Here is a 19,621-nt window from a genome sequence, read left to right on the forward strand (position 1 = left end):
GTCATGTGCGAACCTGGTACTGCCGTCTTGCGCGGCACGCTCGATTGACAGGATGCAGATGACGACCGCCGCCGCCGACCACGCCTCGCCGCCGAAGCGTCACCGCGGCTTCCTCGTGTTCCTGCGTGACGTCCTGGTGATCATCCTCATCGCGGCGCTCGTGTCCTTCGTGGTGAAGTCGTTCGTCGTCCGGTCGTTCTACATCCCGTCGGGATCGATGGAGCGCACGCTGCTCGTCAACGACCGCATCCTCGTCGACGAGCTCAGCCCCCGCTGGGCGGGCTACGAGCGCGGCGACGTGGTGGTGTTCAAGGATCCGGGCGGCTGGCTGCCGGCAGCACCGCAGACACCGGCCCGCCCTCCGCTCATCGAAGCGATCGACTGGGTGCTCACCTTCGTCGGGATCTCGGCCACCGATTCACAGGATCACCTCGTGAAACGGGTGATCGGCATGCCGGGTGATCATGTGGTGTGCTGCAACGCGCTCGGTCAGGTCACGATCAACGGGTCTCCGATCGACGAGCTGTCGTATCTCAACCTCCCCGACGGCGACACCGCCGCCTCCAACACGGACTTCGACGTCACCGTGCCGGCCGACGCGATCTGGGTGATGGGCGACAACCGCGACCGCTCCCAGGACTCGCGGGCCCACCAGGATCTTCCCGGCGGTGGATTCGTGCCGCTGGAGAACATCGTGGGCCGCGCCTTCCTCACGACGTGGCCGCTCGACCGGTTCGGGCTGATCGACACCCACGACAGGGTGTACCGGGATGTGCCGGAGGACGAATGACCGTCGTCGCGCCCAGACTCACCCTGGAACGGTCGCTGCTGAAGGAGTTCGACCTGATCATCGCCCTCGACGAGGTCGGTCGCGGAGCGCTGGCCGGACCGGTCGCCGTCGGTGCCACGGTGATGGATGCCGCGGGCGCGCGCCGGCGGGTGCCGGACGGACTGCGCGATTCGAAGCTCATCACGGAGAAGCGCAGACCCGCCATGGCGGATCGCGCCCGCGGGTGGGTCAGCCACTCCGGAGTGGGCTGGGCGACCGCGGCGGAGATCGACGAGGTCGGGATCACGCGCGCGCTCGGCCTGGCCGCGTCCCGTGCCGTGCAGGCCGTCGTCGATGATGGCGTGAGCCTCGAGCGCACCCTGGTGATCCTCGACGGCAACCACGACTACGTCTCGCGCGTGCATCCGGCACCGCTGCGCGTGCGACCGGTCGTCAAGGCCGATCGCGACTGCGCGTCGGTGTCGGCGGCATCCGTGATCGCGAAGGTCGCTCGCGACACCCTGATGGCCTCTCTGCATCCCGAGCATCCCGCCTATCAATGGGACCGGAACAAGGGCTACGCCAGTCCGGAGCACCGGCAGGCGATCCGCGACCTCGGCCTGTCGCCGCTGCATCGCTCGTCGTGGGCGATCGCCGACGCCCCGACCCTGTTCTGACCGGCGCGTCGGTGCTCATAGGATGGAGTCATCATGGATGAGGACTTCGACGAATACGACCGCGAGCTCGAGCTCGCGCTGTTCCGTGAGTACCGTGACGTGGTCTCGCAGTTCCAGTACGTCGTCGAGACCGAACGTCGCTTCTACCTCGCGAACGAGGTCAACGTCGTGCGGCGCGACACCGAGCACGACTTCTACTTCGAGATCTCGATGAACGACGTGTGGGTGTGGGACATCTACCGCGCCGACCGGTTCGTCAAGGCCGTGCGGGTGCTGACCTTCAAGGACGTCAACGTCGAGGAGCTGCAGCGACGCGAGTTCGAGCTGCCCGAGGAGCTGTCGCTCGACGGCAAGTGACACCGCGGCATCCCGTTCGCTCTGCACATCCGCAGATCCGCTCGGTCTTTCCCCAGGCACCGTGATCGGCGCCTTCCGCCACCGGGCACGTGCCGCAGGCTGTCGGCATGGCAGCGAAAGACGACTTCGGCAGAGCGGGGGAGCAGCGGGCGGTCGACCATCTCACCGCCCGCGGCTACGCGATCCTCGATCGCAACTGGCGGTGCGCGCAGGGCGAGATCGACATCGTCGCCGTGGCCGGCGGCTCGCTGTGCTTCGTGGAGGTCAAGTCGCGTCGCTCGGAGCTCTTCGGGCATCCGTTCGAGGCGATCGACGAGCGCAAGCGGCGTCGCCTCTGGCGACTCGCCTTCGCGTGGGCGCAGGCGCACCCTGATCAGGCGCGCCACCGCACGCTGCGTCTCGAGGCCGTCGGCCTGATCGGAGCGGATGCCGGCACAGCACGGCTCGAGCATCTGGTGGACCTGCTGTGAGCACCGCACGCACCTGGGCCGTCGCGCTCACCGGCGTCGACGGGCACATGGTCGAGGTCGAGGCCGATTTCTCGAACCAGACGCCGGAGTTCAAGATCATCGGGCTGCCCGACAAGGCGCTCGGCGAGGCCGTGCAGCGGGTGCACAACGCCTGCGCCAATGCCGGTCTGGACGTGCCGCGTCGACGGCTCACCGTGAATCTCTCACCCGCGAGCCTTCCCAAGCACGGGTCGGGTTTCGATCTCGGCATCGCGGTGGCCACGCTGGCGGCGGGCGGCGCCCTGCCGGCGAGGGCGATCCGCTCCACCGTGCACATCGGTGAGCTGGGTCTGGACGGCAGGCTGCGTCCCGTCGCCGGCGTGCTGCCCGCCGTCTACGCCGCCGCCAGGGCGGGCTTCGGCAGGGTGGTCGTACCGCACGCCAATGGGCAGGAGGCGCGGCTCGTACCGGGGATCGACGTGCGCACGGCTGCCTCGCTGGCCGAGGTCGCCGCCGCGCACGGCGCGGAGATCGAGGTGGAGGACGTCGAGCCGGTGCAGGGCCCGCCGCATCCGGCGACCGCGCCGGATGCACTGGATCTCAGCGACGTCGTCGGCCAGGACGAAGCGGTGGATGCCCTCATCGTCGCCGCGGCGGGAGGGCACCATCTGATGCTCAGCGGACCACCAGGGGCCGGCAAGACCATGCTGGCGCGTCGCCTGCCGGGCATCCTGCCGCCCCTGGACGAGCAGCAGGCGCTGGAGGTTGCGGCGATCCGCTCGCTCTCGGGCGAAGGGGTGATGAGCCTCGACCCCGTCCCGCCGTTCGAGGCACCGCATCACAGCGCCTCGGCAGCAGCCCTGGTGGGCGGCGGATCGCGTGTCGTGCGCCCCGGTGCCATCGTGCGGGCGCACCGCGGCGTGCTGTTCCTCGACGAGACGCCTGAATTCCAGCGCGTCGCGCTCGACGCTCTGCGGCAGCCGCTGGAATCCGGGCGCATCGAAGTGCATCGCACGGGCTTCACCGCGAGCTTCCCCGCCCGATTCCAGCTCGTGCTGGCGATGAACCCCTGCCCGTGCGGCAACTACGGCGTGCGGGGCGCCGAGTGCACGTGCCCGCCGATGGCGATCCGCCGGTACGCCGGACGGCTCTCCGGGCCGCTTCGCGATCGCATCGACATCGACCTGCAGGTCGCCCGCGTCGCGGCGTCCAGGGCGACCTCCGGAGAACGCTCCGCGGTGTCCTCCGACATCGCGAGGGGTCGCGTGCTCGCCGCGCGGGAGGCCGCCGAGGCGCGCTGGCGGGGCGCGCCGTGGCAGCTGAACGGCGACGTCCCCGGCGCGCGCTTGCGCCAGGGCGCACTGCGCCTGCCACCCGGCGTCCGGGCGCCGCTGGATCGCGCACTGGAGCGCGGCCTGCTCACACTACGGGCCTATGACCGCGTCCTGCGGCTGGCGTGGACGATGGCTGACCTCGCGGGATCGGATTCGCCCGGCGCCGATGAGATCGGCCGCGCGCTCTTTCTGAAGAAGGGACTTCTCGCATGACGGCGACGACCACCGCCCTCTCCCTCGTCGGCGACGAGCAGGTGCTCAGAACGGCCGCGCTTCTGCGGCCGGACGACGATCCGGCCGTGGTGGCCGCACGCGCCGCGTGGTCGGCGCTCGTGGAACCGGGTGACGGTGTGGCAGGCGCGCTGATCGCGGCCTGCGGCCCGGTCCACGCTCTCGAGCTCGCGCTCTCGGACAGCGCAGCACTCCCGGATCTCGGTGACCCGAGGGCGGTGTCCGAGGCACGGGCGCGCTGGCTGCCGCGCGCGCATCCGGGTGCGGTCGTGGATGCGCTGCGCGGCTGCCACGAGGTCGGCGCAAGGATGCTGCTTCCCGGTGATCCGGAATGGCCGGACATGCTCGAGGATCTGGGGCCGCATGCCCCACTCGTGCTCTGGGCGCGAGGCGAACCGGACACGCTCGGCGCCGCCCGCACCGTGTCGATCGTCGGTGCACGAGCCGCCACCCCGTACGGCGAGAGCGTCGCCGCGGAGCTGGCCGGCGACCTCGCGGCCGACGGCACCGTCGTGGTGTCGGGCGGCGCATACGGCATCGACGGCGCCGCGCACCGGGCGGCTCTCGGCGCGGGCGGACCCACGGTCGCCTTCCTCGCCGGCGGTGTGGACCGCTCGTATCCGATCGGGCATCAGCAGTTGTTCGACCGCATCCGCAGGTCAGGGACCGTGATCAGCGAGGTGCCCTGCGGCGGGGCGCCCACCAAATGGCGGTTCCTGCAGCGGAACCGGCTCATCGCGGCCGTCGGCCTCGCGACGGTCGTCGTCGAAGCGGGGTGGCGCAGCGGCTCGCTGAACACCGCCGGGCATGCCTCGAGTCTGGGCAGACCGCTCGGTGCGGTGCCCGGCCCCGTCACCTCCGCCGCGTCGGCCGGGTGCCACCGGCTACTGCGGGAATTCGACGCGGTGTGCGTCACCACCGCCGAGGAGGTGAGGGAGCTCTGGGGCGGCGGAGGAGGCTCGTCCTCGGCCGGCGCGAGCGCCGCGGATCCCGATCGGCGGCGTCTGCTGGACGCGCTCAGCGGCCGCACGCCGCTCTCGCCCGAGGAGCTGGCGCGGCGCACGGGGCTCCCTCTCGAGCGCGTCCGCGGGTTGCTGGGGATGCTCGGGCTCGAGGGCCGTGTGCAGCGGACGGAAGCCGGCTGGACCGCTCAGACCAAGGTGTAGCGTCTCGCCCGCACGGTCGCGGCGACGCCCCGGCGAGGCTCGCCCCGGAGCGCTCCGGGCACGCCATGCTGGAAGCATGAAGCTGGCAGTGGCCGCCGACGCGTTCCTGGCGCATCTCACGCAGGTGCGTCGCCTCTCCCCGGCGACCGTGCGCGCCTATCGTGCCGACCTGCGCGACCTGACAGCCGTTGTCGGGGACATACCCCTCGGCGAGATCGATCTCGAGGCGCTGCGCGAATGGATGTGGACGGCGACGCAGCGCGGCGACGCCCGCAGCACGCTGGCGCGGCGCGCTGCAGCCGCGCGGTCGTTCTTCGCCTGGGCGAAGGATGAGGAGCTGATCACGACCGATCCCAGTCTCCGACTCGTGACGCCCAAGCGAGGCCGCACACTTCCCGTGGTCGCCTCGGCGGAGGGTGTGCGCACCATGCTGGACGGCCGGCGCGCCGCGGCCGACGACGGAGATCCCGTCTCCCTGCGAGATCACGCCGTGCTCGAACTCCTCTACGGATCGGGGATGCGCGTGTCGGAGCTGTGCGGCATCGACATCGACGACGTGGACCTCGACCGCGCCACCGCGCGCGTCATCGGCAAGGGCTCGAAGGAGCGGGTGGTGCCGTTCGGCATCCCGGCGCGCGAGGGCATCTCGGCTTACCTCACGCGGGCGCGGCCGGTGCTCGCGTCACGCCGCGAGAGCGAGAGCGGGAGCGCGACGCCCGCAGTCTTCCTCGGGGCGCGGGGCGGGCGGATCGGACCGCGCACCGTCTATGCGCTCGTCGCGCAGGCTCTCTCTTCAGTCGTCGGCGCCGACACGGTCGGACCGCACGCCCTGCGGCACTCCGCGGCCACGCACCTGCTCGACGGGGGAGCGGACCTCCGCGCCGTCCAGGAGATCCTCGGCCACGCCAGCCTCGGCACGACGCAGATCTACACGCACGTGTCATCGGAACGGCTCGTCTCGACCTACCGGCTCGCGCACCCGCGCGCCTGAACGCGATCACTCGCAGCACGGCAGCAGAACGGCCCTCGGCACGGCGCCGAACAGCGGGCGCGGGTTGACGTAGACCTCATGCACGCGCACGCCGACATGCAGCGTGCCGCGTGCGGAGTGACCTCCCGTCGCCGTCGTGCCGACCACCTGCCCTGCCGTCACCCGTGCGCCGGGAACGAGCGCTGACCGCACCGGCTCCAAAGTCGTCACGTGTCCTGCGCCGTGGTCGATGGTGATCAGCGGCCGGTCGACGACGACCCCGCGGAACGCGACGACGCCGGCAGCCGGCGAGCGCACCTCCGTGCCGCTGAGCGCGACGACATCCATGCCCCGATGACCAGGGCCGTAGTCATGCGCCGGGGCGACGAAGGGCTCGACGACCGTCCGTGGGCCGGAGACCGGCCAGGTCCACGGGTAGCCGGGAGCGGCCGGCTCCTGGGTGCCGGGGCGGTCGTCCGCGCCGGCGGTCGTGGTGGTGGCGCCCAGCATCAGGGCGCCGGCGAGCATCGCGACGACGCCGACTCTGCGGACTCCGTGACGACCATGACCTCCGATGCCCGGCATGCGACGACTCTGTCACCACCCGACGCGGCGGTGAGCCCGGCTGCCGGCGCTGGTGGACAACCCGCCGCCTCCGGCAGACAGTGCAGAGCGAACGGATCCCGGCGGCAGCATGACGGGCGGATCCTGTACACTGGTCGATGCACCTCGACTTCGAGGTGACTACGCGTGCCCATTGCGACTTCGGTCGCGGCATCCACTCCCACAGGTCCCTCCGCAGGAGGGCGGGTGTGCGCCGGGCGCCAGGACGGCCGATCGCTCGATCGGCGTATCAACCTCAACGGCGCGAGAGCGCCAGAACCAGGAGAAGACCATGGCTGTGGTCACCATCCGCCAGCTGCTCGACAGCGGCGTGCACTTCGGACACCAGACCCGTCGCTGGAACCCGAAGGTGAAGCGCTTCATTCTCACCGAGCGCAGCGGCATCCACATCATCGACCTTCAGCAGTCGCTGTCGTACATCGACAAGGCCTACGACTTCGTCAAGGAGACCGTCGCCCGCGGCGGCACCATCCTCTTCGTCGGCACCAAGAAGCAGGCGCAGGAGATCCTCGCCGAGCAGGCGACGCGCGTCGGCCAGCCGTTCGTGAACCAGCGCTGGCTGGGCGGTCTGCTCACGAACTTCTCGACCATCGCGAAGCGTCTCGCCCGCATGAAGGAGCTCGAGGAGCTCGACTACGAGAACCCCGCCGCCTCGGGCTTCACCAAGAAGGAGCTGCTGCTCAAGAAGCGCGAGCTCGACAAGCTGCACAAGTCGCTGGGCGGCATCCGCAACCTGTCGAAGACGCCGTCGGCTCTCTGGGTCGTCGACGCCAAGCGCGAGCACCTCGCCATCGACGAGGCCAAGAAGCTCGGCATCCCGGTGATCGGCATCCTCGACACCAACGCCGACCCGGACGACTTCCAGTACCCGATCCCCGGCAACGACGACGCGATCCGCTCGGTCTCGCTGCTGACGCGCATCATCGCTGACGCCGCGGCCGAGGGACTGCAGCAGAAGCACAACCCCGAGTCGGGCGACGCCGAGCCGCTGGCCGAGTGGGAGAAGGAGCTTCTCGAGCAGGGTGCCGAGACCGCGGCCGCTGACGCTCCGGCGGAGACCGCTTCCGAGGCTCCGGCAGCCGACGCCGCCGAGGCTCCGGCAGCCGACGCCGCCGAGGCTCCGGCCGCGGACGCAGAGGCACCCGCCGAGGCCGAGACCCCGGCCGAGGCCGACGCCAAGTAAGCCCCACGCACACACACGCACAGATACGAAGCAAGGAGCCACCACACATGGCCAACTTCACCATCGCCGACATCAAGGCGCTGCGTGAGCAGCTCGGCACCGGAATGGTCGACACCAAGAAGGCGCTGGAAGAGGCTGACGGCGACGTCGCGAAGGCGACCGAGATCCTCCGTCTCAAGGGCGCGAAGGGCAACGCGAAGCGTGCCGACCGCTCCACCAGCGAGGGCCTGGTCGTCGCCCGTGAGCAGGACGGCGCCGTGACGCTGATCGAGCTCGCCTGCGAGACGGACTTCGTCGCGAAGAACGACCGCTTCATCGCACTGGCCGACAAGGTCGCCGACGCGGTCGCCGCCGTCGGCGCCGACTCGATCGAGGCGGCTCTCGCGGCTCCGGCCGGCGAGCAGACGGTCGAGCAGCTCATCTCCGACGAGGCTGCGATCATCGGCGAGAAGGTCGAACTGCGTCGCGTCCGCACCGTCAAGGGCGAGGGACTCTCGGTCTACCTGCACCGCACCAGCAAGGATCTGCCCCCGCAGATCGGCGTGGTCGTCGCCTACACGGGCTCCGACGCCGACACCGCGCGCAGCATCGCTCAGCACATCTCGTTCGCCAACCCCTCGTACCTCACCCGTGAGGACGTCCCGGCGGCCGAGGTCGAGAAGGAGCGCGAGATCGTCACCGAGATCTCCCGCAACGAGGGCAAGCCCGAGGCTGCCCTGCCGAAGATCGTCGAGGGCCGCGTGTCCGCGTTCTTCAAGCAGGTCGCCCTGCTCGAGCAGGACTACGCCAAGGACAACAAGCAGTCGGTCGGCCAGGTCGCGAAGGATGCCGGCATCGCCGTCACGGACTTCGCGCGCTTCAAGGTCGGCGCGTAACGACGACGAGGGGGTTCGGATCTCATGATCCGGACCCCCTTCTTCATGCCCTTCAGGCACTATCTTGAATCGGGACGAGAGGAAACCCATGACCGAACGCACCGGACGCCGTCGCGTCCTGCTCAAGCTCTCCGGCGAGGCCTTCGGCGGCGGCCGGCTCGGGGTGAACCCCGACGTCGTCAGTCAGATCGCCCGCGACATCGCGGCGGCCGTCGACCGGGTCGAGATCGCGATCGTCGTGGGGGGCGGCAACTTCTTCCGCGGCGCCGAGCTCAGTCAGCGCGGCATGGATCGGGGACGAGCGGATTACATGGGCATGCTCGGCACGGTGATGAACGCGCTCGCGCTGCAGGACTTCCTCGAGCAGGCCGGCGCCGCAACCCGCGTGCAGTCCGCCATCTCGATGACGCAGGTGGCCGAGCCGTACATCCCGCTGCGTGCGGAGCGCCACATGGAGAAGGGCCGTGTCGTGATCTTCGGAGCGGGAGCCGGGCTGCCCTACTTCTCGACCGACACGGTCGCCGCCCAGCGCGCGCTCGAGATCGGCGCGCAGGAGGTGCTCGTCGCCAAGAACGGCGTCGACGGCGTGTACACCGCCGACCCGAAGACCGATTCCACCGCTGAGCGCATCGAGCGCGTCACCTACCGCGACGCGCTGCAGCGCGGACTGCGGGTCGTCGACTCGACGGCCTTCAGCCTGTGCATGGACAACAACATGGACATGCGCGTGTTCGGCATGGAGCCCAGCGGGAACGTCACCCGCGCCCTGCTGGGTGAGCCCATCGGCACGCTGGTCACCGCCTGAGCGGCCTGCCGCTCGCATGCGGCACCGACCCCGACGGCTAGAATTGCTGGAAACCCCTGACGTAAGGAGCCCCCGTGATCGCGGATGTCCTCGCTGAAACCACTGCACGCATGACGCGCGCGGTCGAAGCCGCCAAGGAGGACTTCGCCACGGTCCGCACCGGGCGCGCCAACCCCCAGCTGTTCCAGAAGGTGCTGGTCGACTACTACGGTTCTCCGACGCCGCTTGCGCAGCTCGCCTCGATGGCCAACCCGGAAGCGCGTTCGCTCGTCATCACCCCCTACGACAAGTCGGCGCTGAAGGCCATCGAACAGGCCATCCGCGACATGCCGAACCTCGGTGCCAATCCGAGCAACGACGGCAACATCGTCCGGGTGACCATGCCGGAGCTCACTCAGGAGCGTCGCAAGGAGTACGTGAAGCTGGTGCGCTCCAAGGGCGAGGATGCGAAGGTGCACGTGCGCGGCATCCGTCGCAAGGCGAAGGACGAGCTCGACGCGCTCAAGGCCGACATCGGCGAGGACGAGATCGCGCGCGGCGAGAAGGAGCTGGATGCTCTGACCCGCCAGCACGTCGACCTGATCGATGAGGCACTGAAGCGCAAAGAGGCAGAGCTTCTCGAGGTCTGACTCGGATGTCTGGCGACAGCAGCGACGCCGACGATCGGCCGCGCACCCGGCGTGAAGCCCGGGCGGGCGACCCGTCGGCGCGGCGGCGGAAGAGCGAACCCGCTGCCGAACCAGGGCGAACCCCGGAGACGGCAGCGGCGCGCCCGCCCGGGCCTGCCGGGACGGATCCGGAGGACGTGGCGACGCCCGTCCGCGGTGTGCCGGTGCAGAGGGACGAACCCGCCGACTCCACGCCGCTGACCGACGCCGCCTTCCCGCGCTTCGACGTGGGCGATGTCCCGCCGCGTCCTCCTCTGCCGGGCACCCCGGACGCTCTGGCACGGCCGGCTCGCGCGGGATCGCCGGTGGCCCGCGACGCATCGCCGGTGGCCCGCGACGCGCAGCATCCCGTCGGGGAGAGGCGCCCGGATGCGAGCGGGGCCGCTCACCGCGAGCTCGGCACCGCTGATCACAGTGCGATCCGTGAGCAGTGGCGCGTCGCGCGAGGTGATCTGGGCGGTCACGTCTCGCAGGCACGCGATCAGCTCGAGTCGCACGTCTCGCATGCGCGCGACCAGTTCGAGCAGGCCAACGAGCGCATCAAGCAGCGCACCGGGCGGGACCTGATCGTCGCCATCCTCATCGGCGTCGGTTTCGGAGCCGTGCTGCTGGCCTCGCTGCTGTTCATCAAAGAGCTGTTCATCCCGATCGCCGTCGCGGTCGCGATGCTGGGCACCTACGAGTTGAGCAGGGCGCTGCGCGGGGGAGGACGACGCGTCGACGTCGTGCCCCAGCTGATCGCGGGCGCCGTCGTCGTGTGCACCGGATACTTCGCCGCGTTGTGGCTGAGCTGGGTGGTGCTGTTCGCCGCGACCGCCTTCGTCGCCGTCTGGCGGATGATCGGACAGATGATCGCGAAGGACGGCCGCACCTACGGCGACGTGCTCTCCGACGTCATGGTCGGCGCGTTCGTGCAGGTCTACGTGCCCTTTCTCACCTCCGTGGCGCTGATGCTGCTCAACCGCGACCGCGGCGAGCTGTGGGTGCTCTCGTTCATCATCATCGCGGTCGTCGCGGACACCGCCGCATACGCCTCCGGCCTCGCCTTCGGCAAACACCCGATGGCGCCGCGCATCAGTCCCAAGAAGACCTGGGAGGGCTTCGGGGGAGCCGTGCTCGCCTCGCTCCTCGCCGGTGTCCTTCTCGCCATCTTCCTCCTGCAGCTGCCGTGGTGGTGCGGGCTGGTGCTCGGCATCTCCATCCTCATCTCCGCGACCCTCGGCGACCTGAGCGAGTCCATGCTCAAGCGCGACCTCGGCATCAAGGACATGAGTTCCTGGCTTCCTGGCCACGGCGGTCTGCTCGACCGGCTCGACAGCATCCTGCCCTCGACCATCCCCGCGCTCGCGCTCTCGCTCCTGCTCACCCCCTGGACGGTGTCATGATGGCCAACGCAGACCTCGAGGACCTCGGCATGCAGGAGGAGCGTCCGCCCGCCTTCCCTCTGACGAGCGGCCGGGAGAAGGGCTATCACCGCGCGGCCGTCGACACGTTCCTGGAGTCCGCGCGCGCCGCCTTCGAGAGTGGCCGCGGCGACTTCTCGGCCGACGACGTGCGCATCGCGTCGTTCCCGCTGGTGAAGAACGGCTACGCCGTGAGCGATGTGGATGCGGCTCTCGGCCGTGTCGAGGACGCGTTCGCGGCGCGGGCTCGCGAGCGCGCCGTGCGCACGCTCGGTGTGGAGGCCTGGGTCGCGCGCGCTCGAGAGGATGCCCAGGTCATCCTCGATCACCTGGGCCGCCCGGCCGGCCACCGGTTCGCGCGCACCGGCATCCTGACCTTCGGTTACCGCGTCGATGAGGTCGATCACGTCGCCGGGCGCATCTCCGCGTTCCTGCGTGACGGAGATCCGCTCACGGTCGAACAGGTGCGCGCCGCCGCGTTCCGCATGCAGCGCGGCGGCTACCGCGAGGAGCAGGTCGATGCGCTGCTCGACGCCACCGTCGAGGTCATGCTCGCCGTCCGGTGAGTTCTCATGGATGTTTCAGGGACCTCTGCGTAGACTGAAGGCCATCGTGACTCCCGATAACGAATCGATCTCGGCCTCGCCGCGCCCGGCGACGGCGGGCCGGAAGAAGCCCGCGCCCGTGCGCCGCCGCGTGAGCGCGGTGCTCGCCGCACTCGCCGTGGTCGGATTCTCGGCAGCCATGATCGCCCCCACGGGCATCGCCACCGCCGGTTCGGCCGCGGCCGATGCGCCCGTGACCGCCTTCTCCCTCGCCGCCGACGACACCCAGAACATCACGGTGACCGTCGAGGGGGCAGACATCGCGCCGCTGGCTCGCGGGACCTTCGAGGTGTACGTCAAGCCGAAGCCCAAGCCCAAGCCGAAGCCCGTGCCGGCGAGCACCGACGGCGGCGGCAGCGCTCCCTCCGGGCCTCCGCATTACACCGGCGGCGGCAGCAAGGAGGACTGGATGGCGGCGGCCGGCATCGCGTCCAGCGACTGGCCGTACGTCGACTACATCGTCTCCCGGGAGAGCGGCTGGAACCCCAACGCCACCAACGCGTCCTCCGGCGCGTGCGGCCTCGTCCAGGCGCTGCCCTGCAGCAAGGTGCCCGGCAACGGCTACAACCCGGTGGACAACCTTCGCTGGGCCAACGGCTACGCGGTGGGACGCTACGGAAGCTGGTCGGCCGCGTACGACTTCTGGACGCGCAACCACTGGTGGTAGACCGGCGGCATGGCACGATCACGCAGACGACGGTCTGACCAGCAGTCCCGCGCCGACGAGTCGTTCGATCGTCTCCTCGCCGGATGGAAGCGCTCCGAGACGCGACGCGGCAGGGAGTGGACCGTGCAGCCCGTCTCGGCGATGCAGGCGGTGAAGGAGTACGTCTGCCCCGGATGCGGCCGTACGATCGCGCCGGGCACGGCGCACCTCGTCGCCTGGCGGGCGGACGGCGTCCTCGGTGAGACGGCCGATCTGGCGGCGCGCAGGCACTGGCATTCGCACTGCTGGCGAATCGCCTGACGCGCGGACTCCCCACGCTCACCGGCCCCGGTCGCGCACACGCCGCCGGGCGTCGTCGGCCGCGCCAGGATCACCTCTCGTTCATGCGCGGGATGAGCACCTGGCGATAGATGATCAGGATGCTCGCCGCCACCGGGATCGCGATCAGCGCACCCAGCAGTCCGAGCAGGGCGCCGCCGGCGAGGGCCGCGATCACCACGACGGCACCGGGAACGGCGACGGCACGGCTCATGATCCGCGGCGCGATGAAGTACGCCTCCACCTGCATGTAGACCAGGTACCAGATCGCGGCCGCGAGTGCGGTGCCGGGGGAGCCGACGCCGGGAAGCAGGCAGGCCAGCACGATCAGCGTGGATCCGGTGAGGGTGCCCACCAGCGGGATGAGCGAGAAGAAGAACGCGATGACGGCGAGCACAGCGGTGAAGGGGGCGCCGATGATCGACAGGTAGATGGCGCTGAGGATGCCGTTGATCACGCCGAGGGTGACCTGGCCCATCACGTAATGTCCGACGGAGTCGGTGATCTGGTCGGCGATGTCGATGAATCGCTCGCGCTTCGACGCCGGCACCAGCTGGTAGACGGCGCCCTTCAGCGACGGGGTGGAGGCGGTGAAGTAGATGGTGAGCACGAGCACGATGAACGCGCCGAACAGCCCGGCGAGCACTGCACCGCCGACCACGAGGACGCCCTGACCGATCGAGCTGCTCCACTCGGTGACGGTCCTGGCCCAGTCCTCCTCCTGCATCCAGTTCTCGACATAGGCGAACACCGCGTCGACCTGCAGATTCGGGAAGGTCTCGGTCATCCAGTCCTTGAAGTTCTGCACGGTCTCGTCGCCGTCGATGATCAGCAGCGTGATCCGCTCGACCAGCTGCGACACCTGCTGCACGACGACGGGCAGGACGATGAGCACGATGACGACGAAGATGCCGAGCACTCCCACGATCGTGGCGAGCACGGCGGCCCACCTCGGGAGTCCTCTGCTCTCGAGGAAGGAGACCAGCGGGTCCAGGCCCAGGCTGAGGAACAGCGCTGTTCCGATGTAGAGGATGACCGTCGACAGCGTCTGCGCGCCGGTGATCAGGATGACGCCGAGACCGACGCCGAGCGTGGCCACCAGGGCGGTGCGGAACGGATTATGGATCTTCATGTCTCTCCTGACCGGATGCGTGCAAGCCTAATTGCCGTCCACCCGCGCTGCCTGTTCGACGTGCCGGAGGCCCTCATGCGGTGCGTTCGTGGGCAATGCACAGGTGCTTTCGCTAGTCTGGAATGTCGAGCGGGGACCGTCGGCGGATGCCGGGGTCACGTAAGGAGTTGATTCGTGCGTTTCGTCTGGGCCGTCGTGGCCTTCGTGCTGGCCACGGTTCTCATCGGAGCCGGTATCGCTCAGCGCACCGTCTTCATGGGGCCGACAGAGCAGCGCATGGAGCTGAACGTGGAGCAGCCCGAGCCGTACGTCCTCGTGGACGCCGAGGTGCTGCGTGCGCACTCCGGTCTGCAGACACTGCTGGTGCGCGGCGAGGGCGAGATCTTCGTCGCCTACGGTCGCACCGCCGATCTGACGGCGTGGCTGTCCGACGCCTCATACAACGCGGTCACCCTGAACGGCGATGGATCCCCGGAGTCGACGCACGTCGACGCCGCCCTGCCGGCCGCGGACGACGAGGCGACGACCGGACGGGACCCCCGGGGTTCCGACCTGTGGCTCGACTCGTTCAGCGAGGAGGACTCGCTCGTCGCCCCGCTCCAGCTGACCGAGGGCAACAGCGTCCTGATCGCCCGCGACGGTGTCGAAGCGGCTCCGGCGGACATCCTCGTCTCGTGGCGCCTCGACACCCGCACACCGCTCGCCGGCCCGCTGATCACGGCCGGCGTGGTGATGCTCGCCGCGGGCCTCGTCCTCTACGTGCTGGCGATCCGGTACCAGCGCCGTGGCCGCGGCCCCCGCCGCAAGGGCCCTGGCCCGCTGCCGGCGACCGAGCCGATCCGGCTGCCGGCCGCGCCGGAGCGCGATGCGATCGAGGCGGGGCCCTCGTCCGGCGGCGGAGACGCCGACACCGGGCCTGCCACGGGGGAGACCACGGACCCCGAGGACACGAACTCCGGGCGTGCCGGGCGCAGGGCGGGCGGTGACCGCGGAACGCTCGCCCGGCGTGCCGGGCTGGCGGTTCCTGCGCTGGCGTTGACCGCCGTGCTCGCCACCGGCTGCTCGGCAGAGTCGTGGCCGCAGTTCGGCGGTGAGACGCCCACGCCGAGCCCGACGCCCAGTGTGGTGGCGCCGGAGAATCAGAAGCCGCCGGCGGTGGGCGAGAAGCAGGCCGACCGGATCATCGCCGATATCGTCGCGACGATCGAGAAGGCGGATGCGGACCGCGACATCGATCTCGCCGAGACGCGACTCACCGGTCCGGCGCTGGAAGCACGCCGCACCGACTACACGCTGCGCGGCAAGATCGCCGACCGCGAACCGCAGGTCGCCTCTCCGCGGAGCGAGGTCAGCATCCTGCTGCCGGAGGCCACAGACAGCTGGCCGCGGACGGTCCTCGTGCTCACCGTCGCTGAGGGGGACGACACCGTCGCACCCGTCATGCTCACCATGACGCAGGCGGATCCGTGGTCGAACTATCGGGTGTCCGACATCGCCGAGATGCCCGCGTCGGGACAGTTCCCCGACGTCGCGCCGGCCTGGCTCGGGACCACGCGGGTTCCCGCGGAGTCGCCGTTCCTGTCGCTGGCGCCGGAGGAGCTCGCCGCCGCGTTCTCGGACTTCGTGGATGCCGGTGACAAGAGCGAGTATGCGGGCAGCTTCGACGAGGTGGCGCAGAAGTTCGCCGCTGATGTGCGCGCAAGCCGCGCGGTCGTCGTCAAGGCACTGGCGGACAAGGGAGCCTCGAAGACCTCGAAGGCCAGCTTCGACATGAAACCGGCGGAGCTGGAGCCGACCTCCATGGCGACCCTCGACAGCGGCGCGATCGTCGTCGTCAGCGTCGTCGACACGGAGACCGTCACGCCCACCAGCAAGGACGCGGTCATCCGGTACGGCGACAACGCCGAGGCGAAGGCGCTCACCGGAGCCACCGAGGCCGCGAAGGGCGTGGTGACGACGTACGGGATGCAGCTGTACTTCTCCGTGCCCGCGCAGGGCTCGACCGAGCAGATCCGTCTGCTGGCCTACAAACAGAACCTCCTCAGCGTGAAGGTGATCAAGTGACTGATATCTCCGCAGCCGCGCTCCGCGGCGCCGTCGACCTGTCCACTCTCCGCAACCGTCCTCAGCCGTCGCAGACGCAGACGCAGGCGGATGCGACGCCGGCCGCGTCGGGCGGCGTGGTCGTGGATGTCACCGACGCGACGTTCGGACAGGTGCTCGAGCTGTCGCGCACCGTTCCGGTGGTCGTCGATCTCTGGGCCGAGTGGTGCGGCCCGTGCAAGCAGCTCAGCCCGGTGATCGAGAAAGTGACCCGCGAGCTCAACGGTCGGGTGGTGCTCGCCAAGGTCGACGTCGACGCGAATCCGCAGATCGCGCAGGCGTTCCGCGCCGAGTCGATCCCCATGGTCGTCGCCCTGCTCGGCGGACAGCCCGTGCCGATGTTCACCGGGGCGGTTCCCGAGCAGCAGGTTCGCGAGGTGTTCGCGCGGCTGCTCGAGGTCGCCGCGCAGAACGGCGTCACGGGCACAGTCGACGCCGGTGACGCGTCCGATACGCCGGTCGCCTCCGCTGAAGCCGCCGAGGCCCCGATGCCGCCGCTGCACGCCGAGGCCTACGAGGCGATCGAGGCAGGTGACTACGCCCGCGCCGTGTCGGCGTACGAGCGGGCGCTGGCCGAGAACCCCCGCGATGAGGACGCCAAGGCCGGGCTCGGCCAGGTGCGCCTGCTCGACCGCGTGCAGGGACTGGACCTGCAGAGGTCTCGCGACGAGGCCGCAGCCGCGCCGCATGACGTGGCCGCCCAGCTGCGCGTGGCCGACCTGGACGTCGCAGGCGGTCACATCGACGACGCCTTCGGTCGTCTGCTCGACCTGTTCGCGGCACTTCCCGCCGGCGAGCGCGCTCCCGTGCGCGAGCGGCTGGTGGAGCTCTTCGACCTCGTCGGAGCATCCGATCCGCGCGTGGCGAGCGCCCGGACGCGTCTCGCCTCGATGCTCTTCTGAGCGACACCGGATGCGGCGCGCCAGCGCCGGTCGGAGGTGGAGCCGATGGTGAGAGGTCGCTAACGTCAAAGCGTGAGTACACCTCTCGCGCACGGACACCTCGAGCGCTCTCATGGTGTCCGCATCTACTGGGAGCAGTTCGGCCGCGGTGCAGTCCCCGCAGTGTTCCTCCACGGCGGACCCGGATCTGGTATCACCTCCTTCTATCGCAGCTTCTTCGACCCTGCGATCAACAGCGTTGTCGCCTTCGACCAACGAGGCTGCGGCCGAAGCACACCCTCAGCCGTGGACGATCCCCCTTCCCTGGCACACAACAACACCCAGGCACTGATCGACGACATCGAGGCGCTGCGCGAACACCTCGGAATCGAGCAATGGATCGTCGCCGGACTTTCCTGGGGGTCAACGCTCGGGCTGGCTTACGCTGAGGTTCATCCTGAGCGAGTGATCGGGCTCGCTCTTGGCGCGGTCACGACGACGAGCCGGTCAGAAGTCGAGTGGATCACCCAAGACCTCCGACGAGTGTTTCCCGACGAATGGTCTCAGCTCGCACGCGCCGCGGCCCCCAGATCTTCCGAGCGCGTCGTTGACGCTCTCTACCGTGCTGTCACGAGTGCTGACAGCGAAGAGCGCGATCGTGCAGCAATTGCTTGGGGACGTTGGGAGAACACCCACGGGTCGCTGGATCCGAACTTCTCGCCTGACACGCGATGGAACGATCCGCGCAAGCGCCTCGAACTCGCCACGCTCGTTCTGCACTACTGGTCCCACCATGGCTTTCTTGGAGAAGCCGGCATCCTGGAGAACATTGCGAGAATCGCGATGGTTCCGGGCGTGATGGTCCATGGTCGCCGGGATCTCAGCTCCAGCATGTCCGTGCCGTTCGACCTGCACCAGGCGTGGACCGCAAGCCGGCTTGTTCAGGTACCGGATGAAGGCCACGGAGGACCGCAGACGGTTCGGCTGCTTCGCGAAGCCATACGGACGATGTCTACATGACCACGCGCACCTCGCGCGTGCACCCATCGTGAACGATCGTTTCTGGCGCGAGTTGCTGGAATGGCCTGAAACGGTCGCCACGAGCGTGTGTCAGAACTGTTGAACGGCGGGGCCTTCGGATGGCGTCAGTCGCCCGCAGTGGACGTGCGTAACGTCTTGTCCGTCGCGACAACGAGGGACGCGAGCAGGGCGATGCCTCCCGACGCGGCGATCATCGGGCCTGCTCCGACGGCTGCAACGGTCAGCCCGATCAATGGATTCACGATCAGTTGCGGTGCTTGTTGCACGAGGATCAGCAGGCTTTGGAATCTCGAAAGCATCGTCGGCGGCGCGAGCAGGATGTAGATCGGGAACACGTGCGCGGTGAAGATGACGACTCCGACACCGATGAGAGTGGTGCTTGCCGCCGCGACGGGCCAGCTCGGCGATCCGGCAAGGAGGCCGAGACCTGCGGCGACGATCAACGGGCCGGCGGCCATCGGGCGCCATGCCTTGGTCGCGGTGCCGCGCCAGGCGAACCATGCGCCGCTCAGCAGGCCTCCGGCGATCCAACCGGCTTCGGTCAAGCCCGCTTCGGCTGCCGTCCATCCCCGCTCGCGGGCCGCCAGCGGAATACCGAGCAGGACAGCAGGGATGACTGCGCCGGCGACGATCGCTACGCACAGCAGCAAGGCGGGCACGCCTCGGGTGACACGGGCGGTGGTGACGCCGGTGACAACCCCGCGGAGTGTGACGGCTTCTGCTGCGGGTACCTGCGTGAGCGGTGGATGGATCAGCAGAAGCGCGACCAGCATGGCGACGCAACCCAGCACGTCGACGAGCGCGACCCCGCTCACTGTGACCACGCCGATGAGCAGCCCGCCCAGAGGTGGTGCGATCGTTCGCGCGAGCTGGCCGGCCATTCCGGCTCGCGCCATGGCGGCACCGAGCACGCTGCTGTCCGCGACGAAGAGACGGGGAAAGACACCCACCGCGGGACGATGGAACGCCGCGACGATACCGATCAGTGTCGCCGTGACCATCAGCAGGAATGGAGGTGTTCCCCACAGCGCCACAGCGGCCGCGAGAAGGCCGCTCACGATCATCAGTGCCAGCGTGCCGAAGATCATGACACGGCGCGCCCCGAACCTGTCGGCAACCGCGCCCCCGAGAAGCCCGAGAGCGACCGAAGGAGCCACAGTCAGCGTCAGCACCCAGGACGCGACCTGCGAACCGTGACCGGAAGCAACCCATGTCAGGGCGAAGGCGAGCACGCCAGAGCCGAGTTCGGAGCCGACTGACGTTGCCACCCAGGCGTTGAAGCCTCTGGGGAGCTGCGGTCGGCTCATACCGCGCGGGACAACATCAGCGCCACGAAGTCGAGTTGACCACCGCTTGTGAGCCG

At 69.6% G+C, this 19,621-nt stretch carries 21 protein-coding genes; 18 read left to right on the forward strand and 3 right to left on the reverse strand.

Annotated elements, in window-relative coordinates:
* Window positions 1-58 precede the first annotated feature (58 nt).
* From lepB to ACFWH5_RS08755, 7 genes are all read left to right on the forward strand, one after another.
* On the forward strand, window positions 59-790 hold the full coding sequence (lepB, locus tag ACFWH5_RS08725; RefSeq protein ID WP_378834032.1) for a signal peptidase I: 732 nt from the start codon (window positions 59-61) through the stop codon (window positions 788-790).
* Window positions 787-1,446, forward strand: coding sequence for a ribonuclease HII (locus tag ACFWH5_RS08730; protein ID WP_378834034.1), 660 nt, complete (start codon window positions 787-789; stop codon window positions 1,444-1,446). The genes lepB and ACFWH5_RS08730 overlap by 4 nt, the downstream gene beginning before the upstream one ends.
* A gap of 33 nt (window positions 1,447-1,479) precedes the next feature.
* Complete coding sequence (locus ACFWH5_RS08735) at window positions 1,480-1,803, forward strand: DUF2469 family protein (RefSeq protein ID WP_309129142.1); 324 nt, start codon at window positions 1,480-1,482, stop codon at window positions 1,801-1,803.
* Between the two features lie 107 nt (window positions 1,804-1,910).
* The gene (locus tag ACFWH5_RS08740) at window positions 1,911-2,273 is read left to right on the forward strand and encodes a YraN family protein (RefSeq protein WP_378834035.1); all 363 of its coding nucleotides are present in this window, start codon (window positions 1,911-1,913) and stop codon (window positions 2,271-2,273) included.
* Complete coding sequence (locus tag ACFWH5_RS08745) at window positions 2,270-3,799, forward strand: YifB family Mg chelatase-like AAA ATPase (RefSeq protein ID WP_378834037.1); 1,530 nt, start codon at window positions 2,270-2,272, stop codon at window positions 3,797-3,799. The genes ACFWH5_RS08740 and ACFWH5_RS08745 overlap by 4 nt, the downstream gene beginning before the upstream one ends.
* The gene (gene dprA, locus ACFWH5_RS08750; RefSeq protein ID WP_378834038.1) at window positions 3,796-4,983 is read left to right on the forward strand and encodes a DNA-processing protein DprA; all 1,188 of its coding nucleotides are present in this window, start codon (window positions 3,796-3,798) and stop codon (window positions 4,981-4,983) included. The genes ACFWH5_RS08745 and dprA overlap by 4 nt, the downstream gene beginning before the upstream one ends.
* Window positions 4,984-5,059: 76 nt before the next feature.
* Entirely contained in the window at window positions 5,060-5,974 is a 915-nt protein-coding gene (locus ACFWH5_RS08755; RefSeq protein WP_378834040.1) for a tyrosine recombinase XerC, read from the forward strand.
* A gap of 6 nt (window positions 5,975-5,980) precedes the next feature.
* Here the strand turns inward: ACFWH5_RS08755 and ACFWH5_RS08760 are convergent, their stop codons facing one another.
* A complete protein-coding gene (locus ACFWH5_RS08760; RefSeq protein ID WP_378834041.1) occupies window positions 5,981-6,538 on the reverse strand; it encodes a murein hydrolase activator EnvC family protein in 558 nt (185 codons plus the stop codon).
* Window positions 6,539-6,848: 310 nt separating this feature from the next.
* Between ACFWH5_RS08760 and rpsB the strand changes: the two genes are divergently transcribed.
* From rpsB to ACFWH5_RS08800, 8 genes are all read left to right on the forward strand, one after another.
* Entirely contained in the window at window positions 6,849-7,760 is a 912-nt protein-coding gene (gene rpsB, locus ACFWH5_RS08765) for a 30S ribosomal protein S2 (RefSeq protein ID WP_378834043.1), read from the forward strand.
* Between the two features lie 47 nt (window positions 7,761-7,807).
* Window positions 7,808-8,635: a translation elongation factor Ts gene (tsf, locus tag ACFWH5_RS08770; RefSeq protein ID WP_378834044.1), complete on the forward strand. Its 828-nt coding sequence runs from the start codon at window positions 7,808-7,810 to the stop codon at window positions 8,633-8,635.
* Window positions 8,636-8,723: 88 nt separating this feature from the next.
* On the forward strand, window positions 8,724-9,440 hold the full coding sequence (gene pyrH, locus ACFWH5_RS08775) for a UMP kinase (RefSeq protein ID WP_378834045.1): 717 nt from the start codon (window positions 8,724-8,726) through the stop codon (window positions 9,438-9,440).
* Between the two features lie 74 nt (window positions 9,441-9,514).
* Window positions 9,515-10,069, forward strand: a complete 555-nt coding sequence (gene frr, locus ACFWH5_RS08780) for a ribosome recycling factor (RefSeq protein WP_378834047.1) — start codon at window positions 9,515-9,517, stop codon at window positions 10,067-10,069.
* Between the two features lie 176 nt (window positions 10,070-10,245).
* Window positions 10,246-11,493 (forward strand): phosphatidate cytidylyltransferase, encoded by a 1,248-nt coding sequence (locus ACFWH5_RS08785; RefSeq protein ID WP_378834048.1) that lies wholly within the window; start codon window positions 10,246-10,248, stop codon window positions 11,491-11,493.
* A complete protein-coding gene (locus tag ACFWH5_RS08790) occupies window positions 11,493-12,077 on the forward strand; it encodes a DivIVA domain-containing protein (protein ID WP_378834049.1) in 585 nt (194 codons plus the stop codon). Before ACFWH5_RS08785 ends, ACFWH5_RS08790 begins: the two co-directional genes overlap by 1 nt.
* Window positions 12,078-12,123: 46 nt before the next feature.
* Complete coding sequence (locus ACFWH5_RS08795; RefSeq protein ID WP_378834051.1) at window positions 12,124-12,783, forward strand: transglycosylase SLT domain-containing protein; 660 nt, start codon at window positions 12,124-12,126, stop codon at window positions 12,781-12,783.
* 9 nt (window positions 12,784-12,792) lie between these two features.
* Complete coding sequence (locus ACFWH5_RS08800; RefSeq protein ID WP_378834052.1) at window positions 12,793-13,083, forward strand: hypothetical protein; 291 nt, start codon at window positions 12,793-12,795, stop codon at window positions 13,081-13,083.
* A 70-nt stretch (window positions 13,084-13,153) separates the two neighbouring features.
* Here ACFWH5_RS08800 and ACFWH5_RS08805 read toward each other — a convergent pair whose 3' ends face one another.
* Window positions 13,154-14,233, reverse strand: coding sequence for an AI-2E family transporter (locus tag ACFWH5_RS08805; RefSeq protein WP_378834053.1), 1,080 nt, complete (start codon window positions 14,231-14,233; stop codon window positions 13,154-13,156).
* Window positions 14,234-14,407: 174 nt separating this feature from the next.
* Here ACFWH5_RS08805 and ACFWH5_RS08810 point away from each other — a divergent pair, with 174 nt between their 5' ends.
* From ACFWH5_RS08810 to ACFWH5_RS08820, 3 genes are all read left to right on the forward strand, one after another.
* A complete protein-coding gene (locus ACFWH5_RS08810; RefSeq protein ID WP_378834055.1) occupies window positions 14,408-16,297 on the forward strand; it encodes a glycosyl transferase in 1,890 nt (629 codons plus the stop codon).
* Window positions 16,294-17,238 carry a tetratricopeptide repeat protein gene (locus ACFWH5_RS08815; RefSeq protein ID WP_378834056.1) on the forward strand — a complete coding sequence of 315 codons (945 nt, stop codon included), beginning with the start codon at window positions 16,294-16,296 and terminating at the stop codon, window positions 17,236-17,238. The genes ACFWH5_RS08810 and ACFWH5_RS08815 overlap by 4 nt, the downstream gene beginning before the upstream one ends.
* A gap of 72 nt (window positions 17,239-17,310) precedes the next feature.
* Window positions 17,311-18,237, forward strand: coding sequence for an alpha/beta fold hydrolase (locus tag ACFWH5_RS08820; RefSeq protein WP_378834057.1), 927 nt, complete (start codon window positions 17,311-17,313; stop codon window positions 18,235-18,237).
* Window positions 18,238-18,362: 125 nt separating this feature from the next.
* Here the strand turns inward: ACFWH5_RS08820 and ACFWH5_RS08825 are convergent, their stop codons facing one another.
* Window positions 18,363-19,565, reverse strand: coding sequence for an MFS transporter (locus tag ACFWH5_RS08825; RefSeq protein ID WP_378834059.1), 1,203 nt, complete (start codon window positions 19,563-19,565; stop codon window positions 18,363-18,365).
* Between the last annotated feature and the right edge of the window lie 56 nt (window positions 19,566-19,621).

Origin of the sequence: Microbacterium sp. NPDC058345 (genome assembly GCF_042723855.1) — a bacterium.
Lineage (GTDB): Bacteria > Actinomycetota > Actinomycetes > Actinomycetales > Microbacteriaceae > Microbacterium.

Bases quoted from the DNA above. Each gene is read 5' to 3' on its own strand.
- ACFWH5_RS08740 (WP_378834035.1), top strand. From the start codon at position 1,911: ATGGCAGCGAAAGACGACTTCGGCAGAGCGGGGGAGCAGCGGGCGGTC.
- ACFWH5_RS08755 (WP_378834040.1), top strand. From the start codon at position 5,060: ATGAAGCTGGCAGTGGCCGCCGACGCGTTCCTGGCGCATCTCACGCAG.
- ACFWH5_RS08800 (WP_378834052.1), top strand. From the start codon at position 12,793: ATGGCACGATCACGCAGACGACGGTCTGACCAGCAGTCCCGCGCCGAC.
- ACFWH5_RS08790 (WP_378834049.1), top strand. From the start codon at position 11,493: ATGGCCAACGCAGACCTCGAGGACCTCGGCATGCAGGAGGAGCGTCCG.
- ACFWH5_RS08805 (WP_378834053.1), bottom strand. From the start codon at position 14,233: ATGAAGATCCATAATCCGTTCCGCACCGCCCTGGTGGCCACGCTCGGC.
- rpsB (WP_378834043.1), top strand. From the start codon at position 6,849: ATGGCTGTGGTCACCATCCGCCAGCTGCTCGACAGCGGCGTGCACTTC.
- ACFWH5_RS08735 (WP_309129142.1), top strand. From the start codon at position 1,480: ATGGATGAGGACTTCGACGAATACGACCGCGAGCTCGAGCTCGCGCTG.
- ACFWH5_RS08825 (WP_378834059.1), bottom strand. From the start codon at position 19,565: ATGAGCCGACCGCAGCTCCCCAGAGGCTTCAACGCCTGGGTGGCAACG.
- ACFWH5_RS08730 (WP_378834034.1), top strand. From the start codon at position 787: ATGACCGTCGTCGCGCCCAGACTCACCCTGGAACGGTCGCTGCTGAAG.
- ACFWH5_RS08760 (WP_378834041.1), bottom strand. From the start codon at position 6,538: ATGCCGGGCATCGGAGGTCATGGTCGTCACGGAGTCCGCAGAGTCGGC.
- tsf (WP_378834044.1), top strand. From the start codon at position 7,808: ATGGCCAACTTCACCATCGCCGACATCAAGGCGCTGCGTGAGCAGCTC.
- lepB (WP_378834032.1), top strand. From the start codon at position 59: ATGACGACCGCCGCCGCCGACCACGCCTCGCCGCCGAAGCGTCACCGC.
- dprA (WP_378834038.1), top strand. From the start codon at position 3,796: ATGACGGCGACGACCACCGCCCTCTCCCTCGTCGGCGACGAGCAGGTG.
- pyrH (WP_378834045.1), top strand. From the start codon at position 8,724: ATGACCGAACGCACCGGACGCCGTCGCGTCCTGCTCAAGCTCTCCGGC.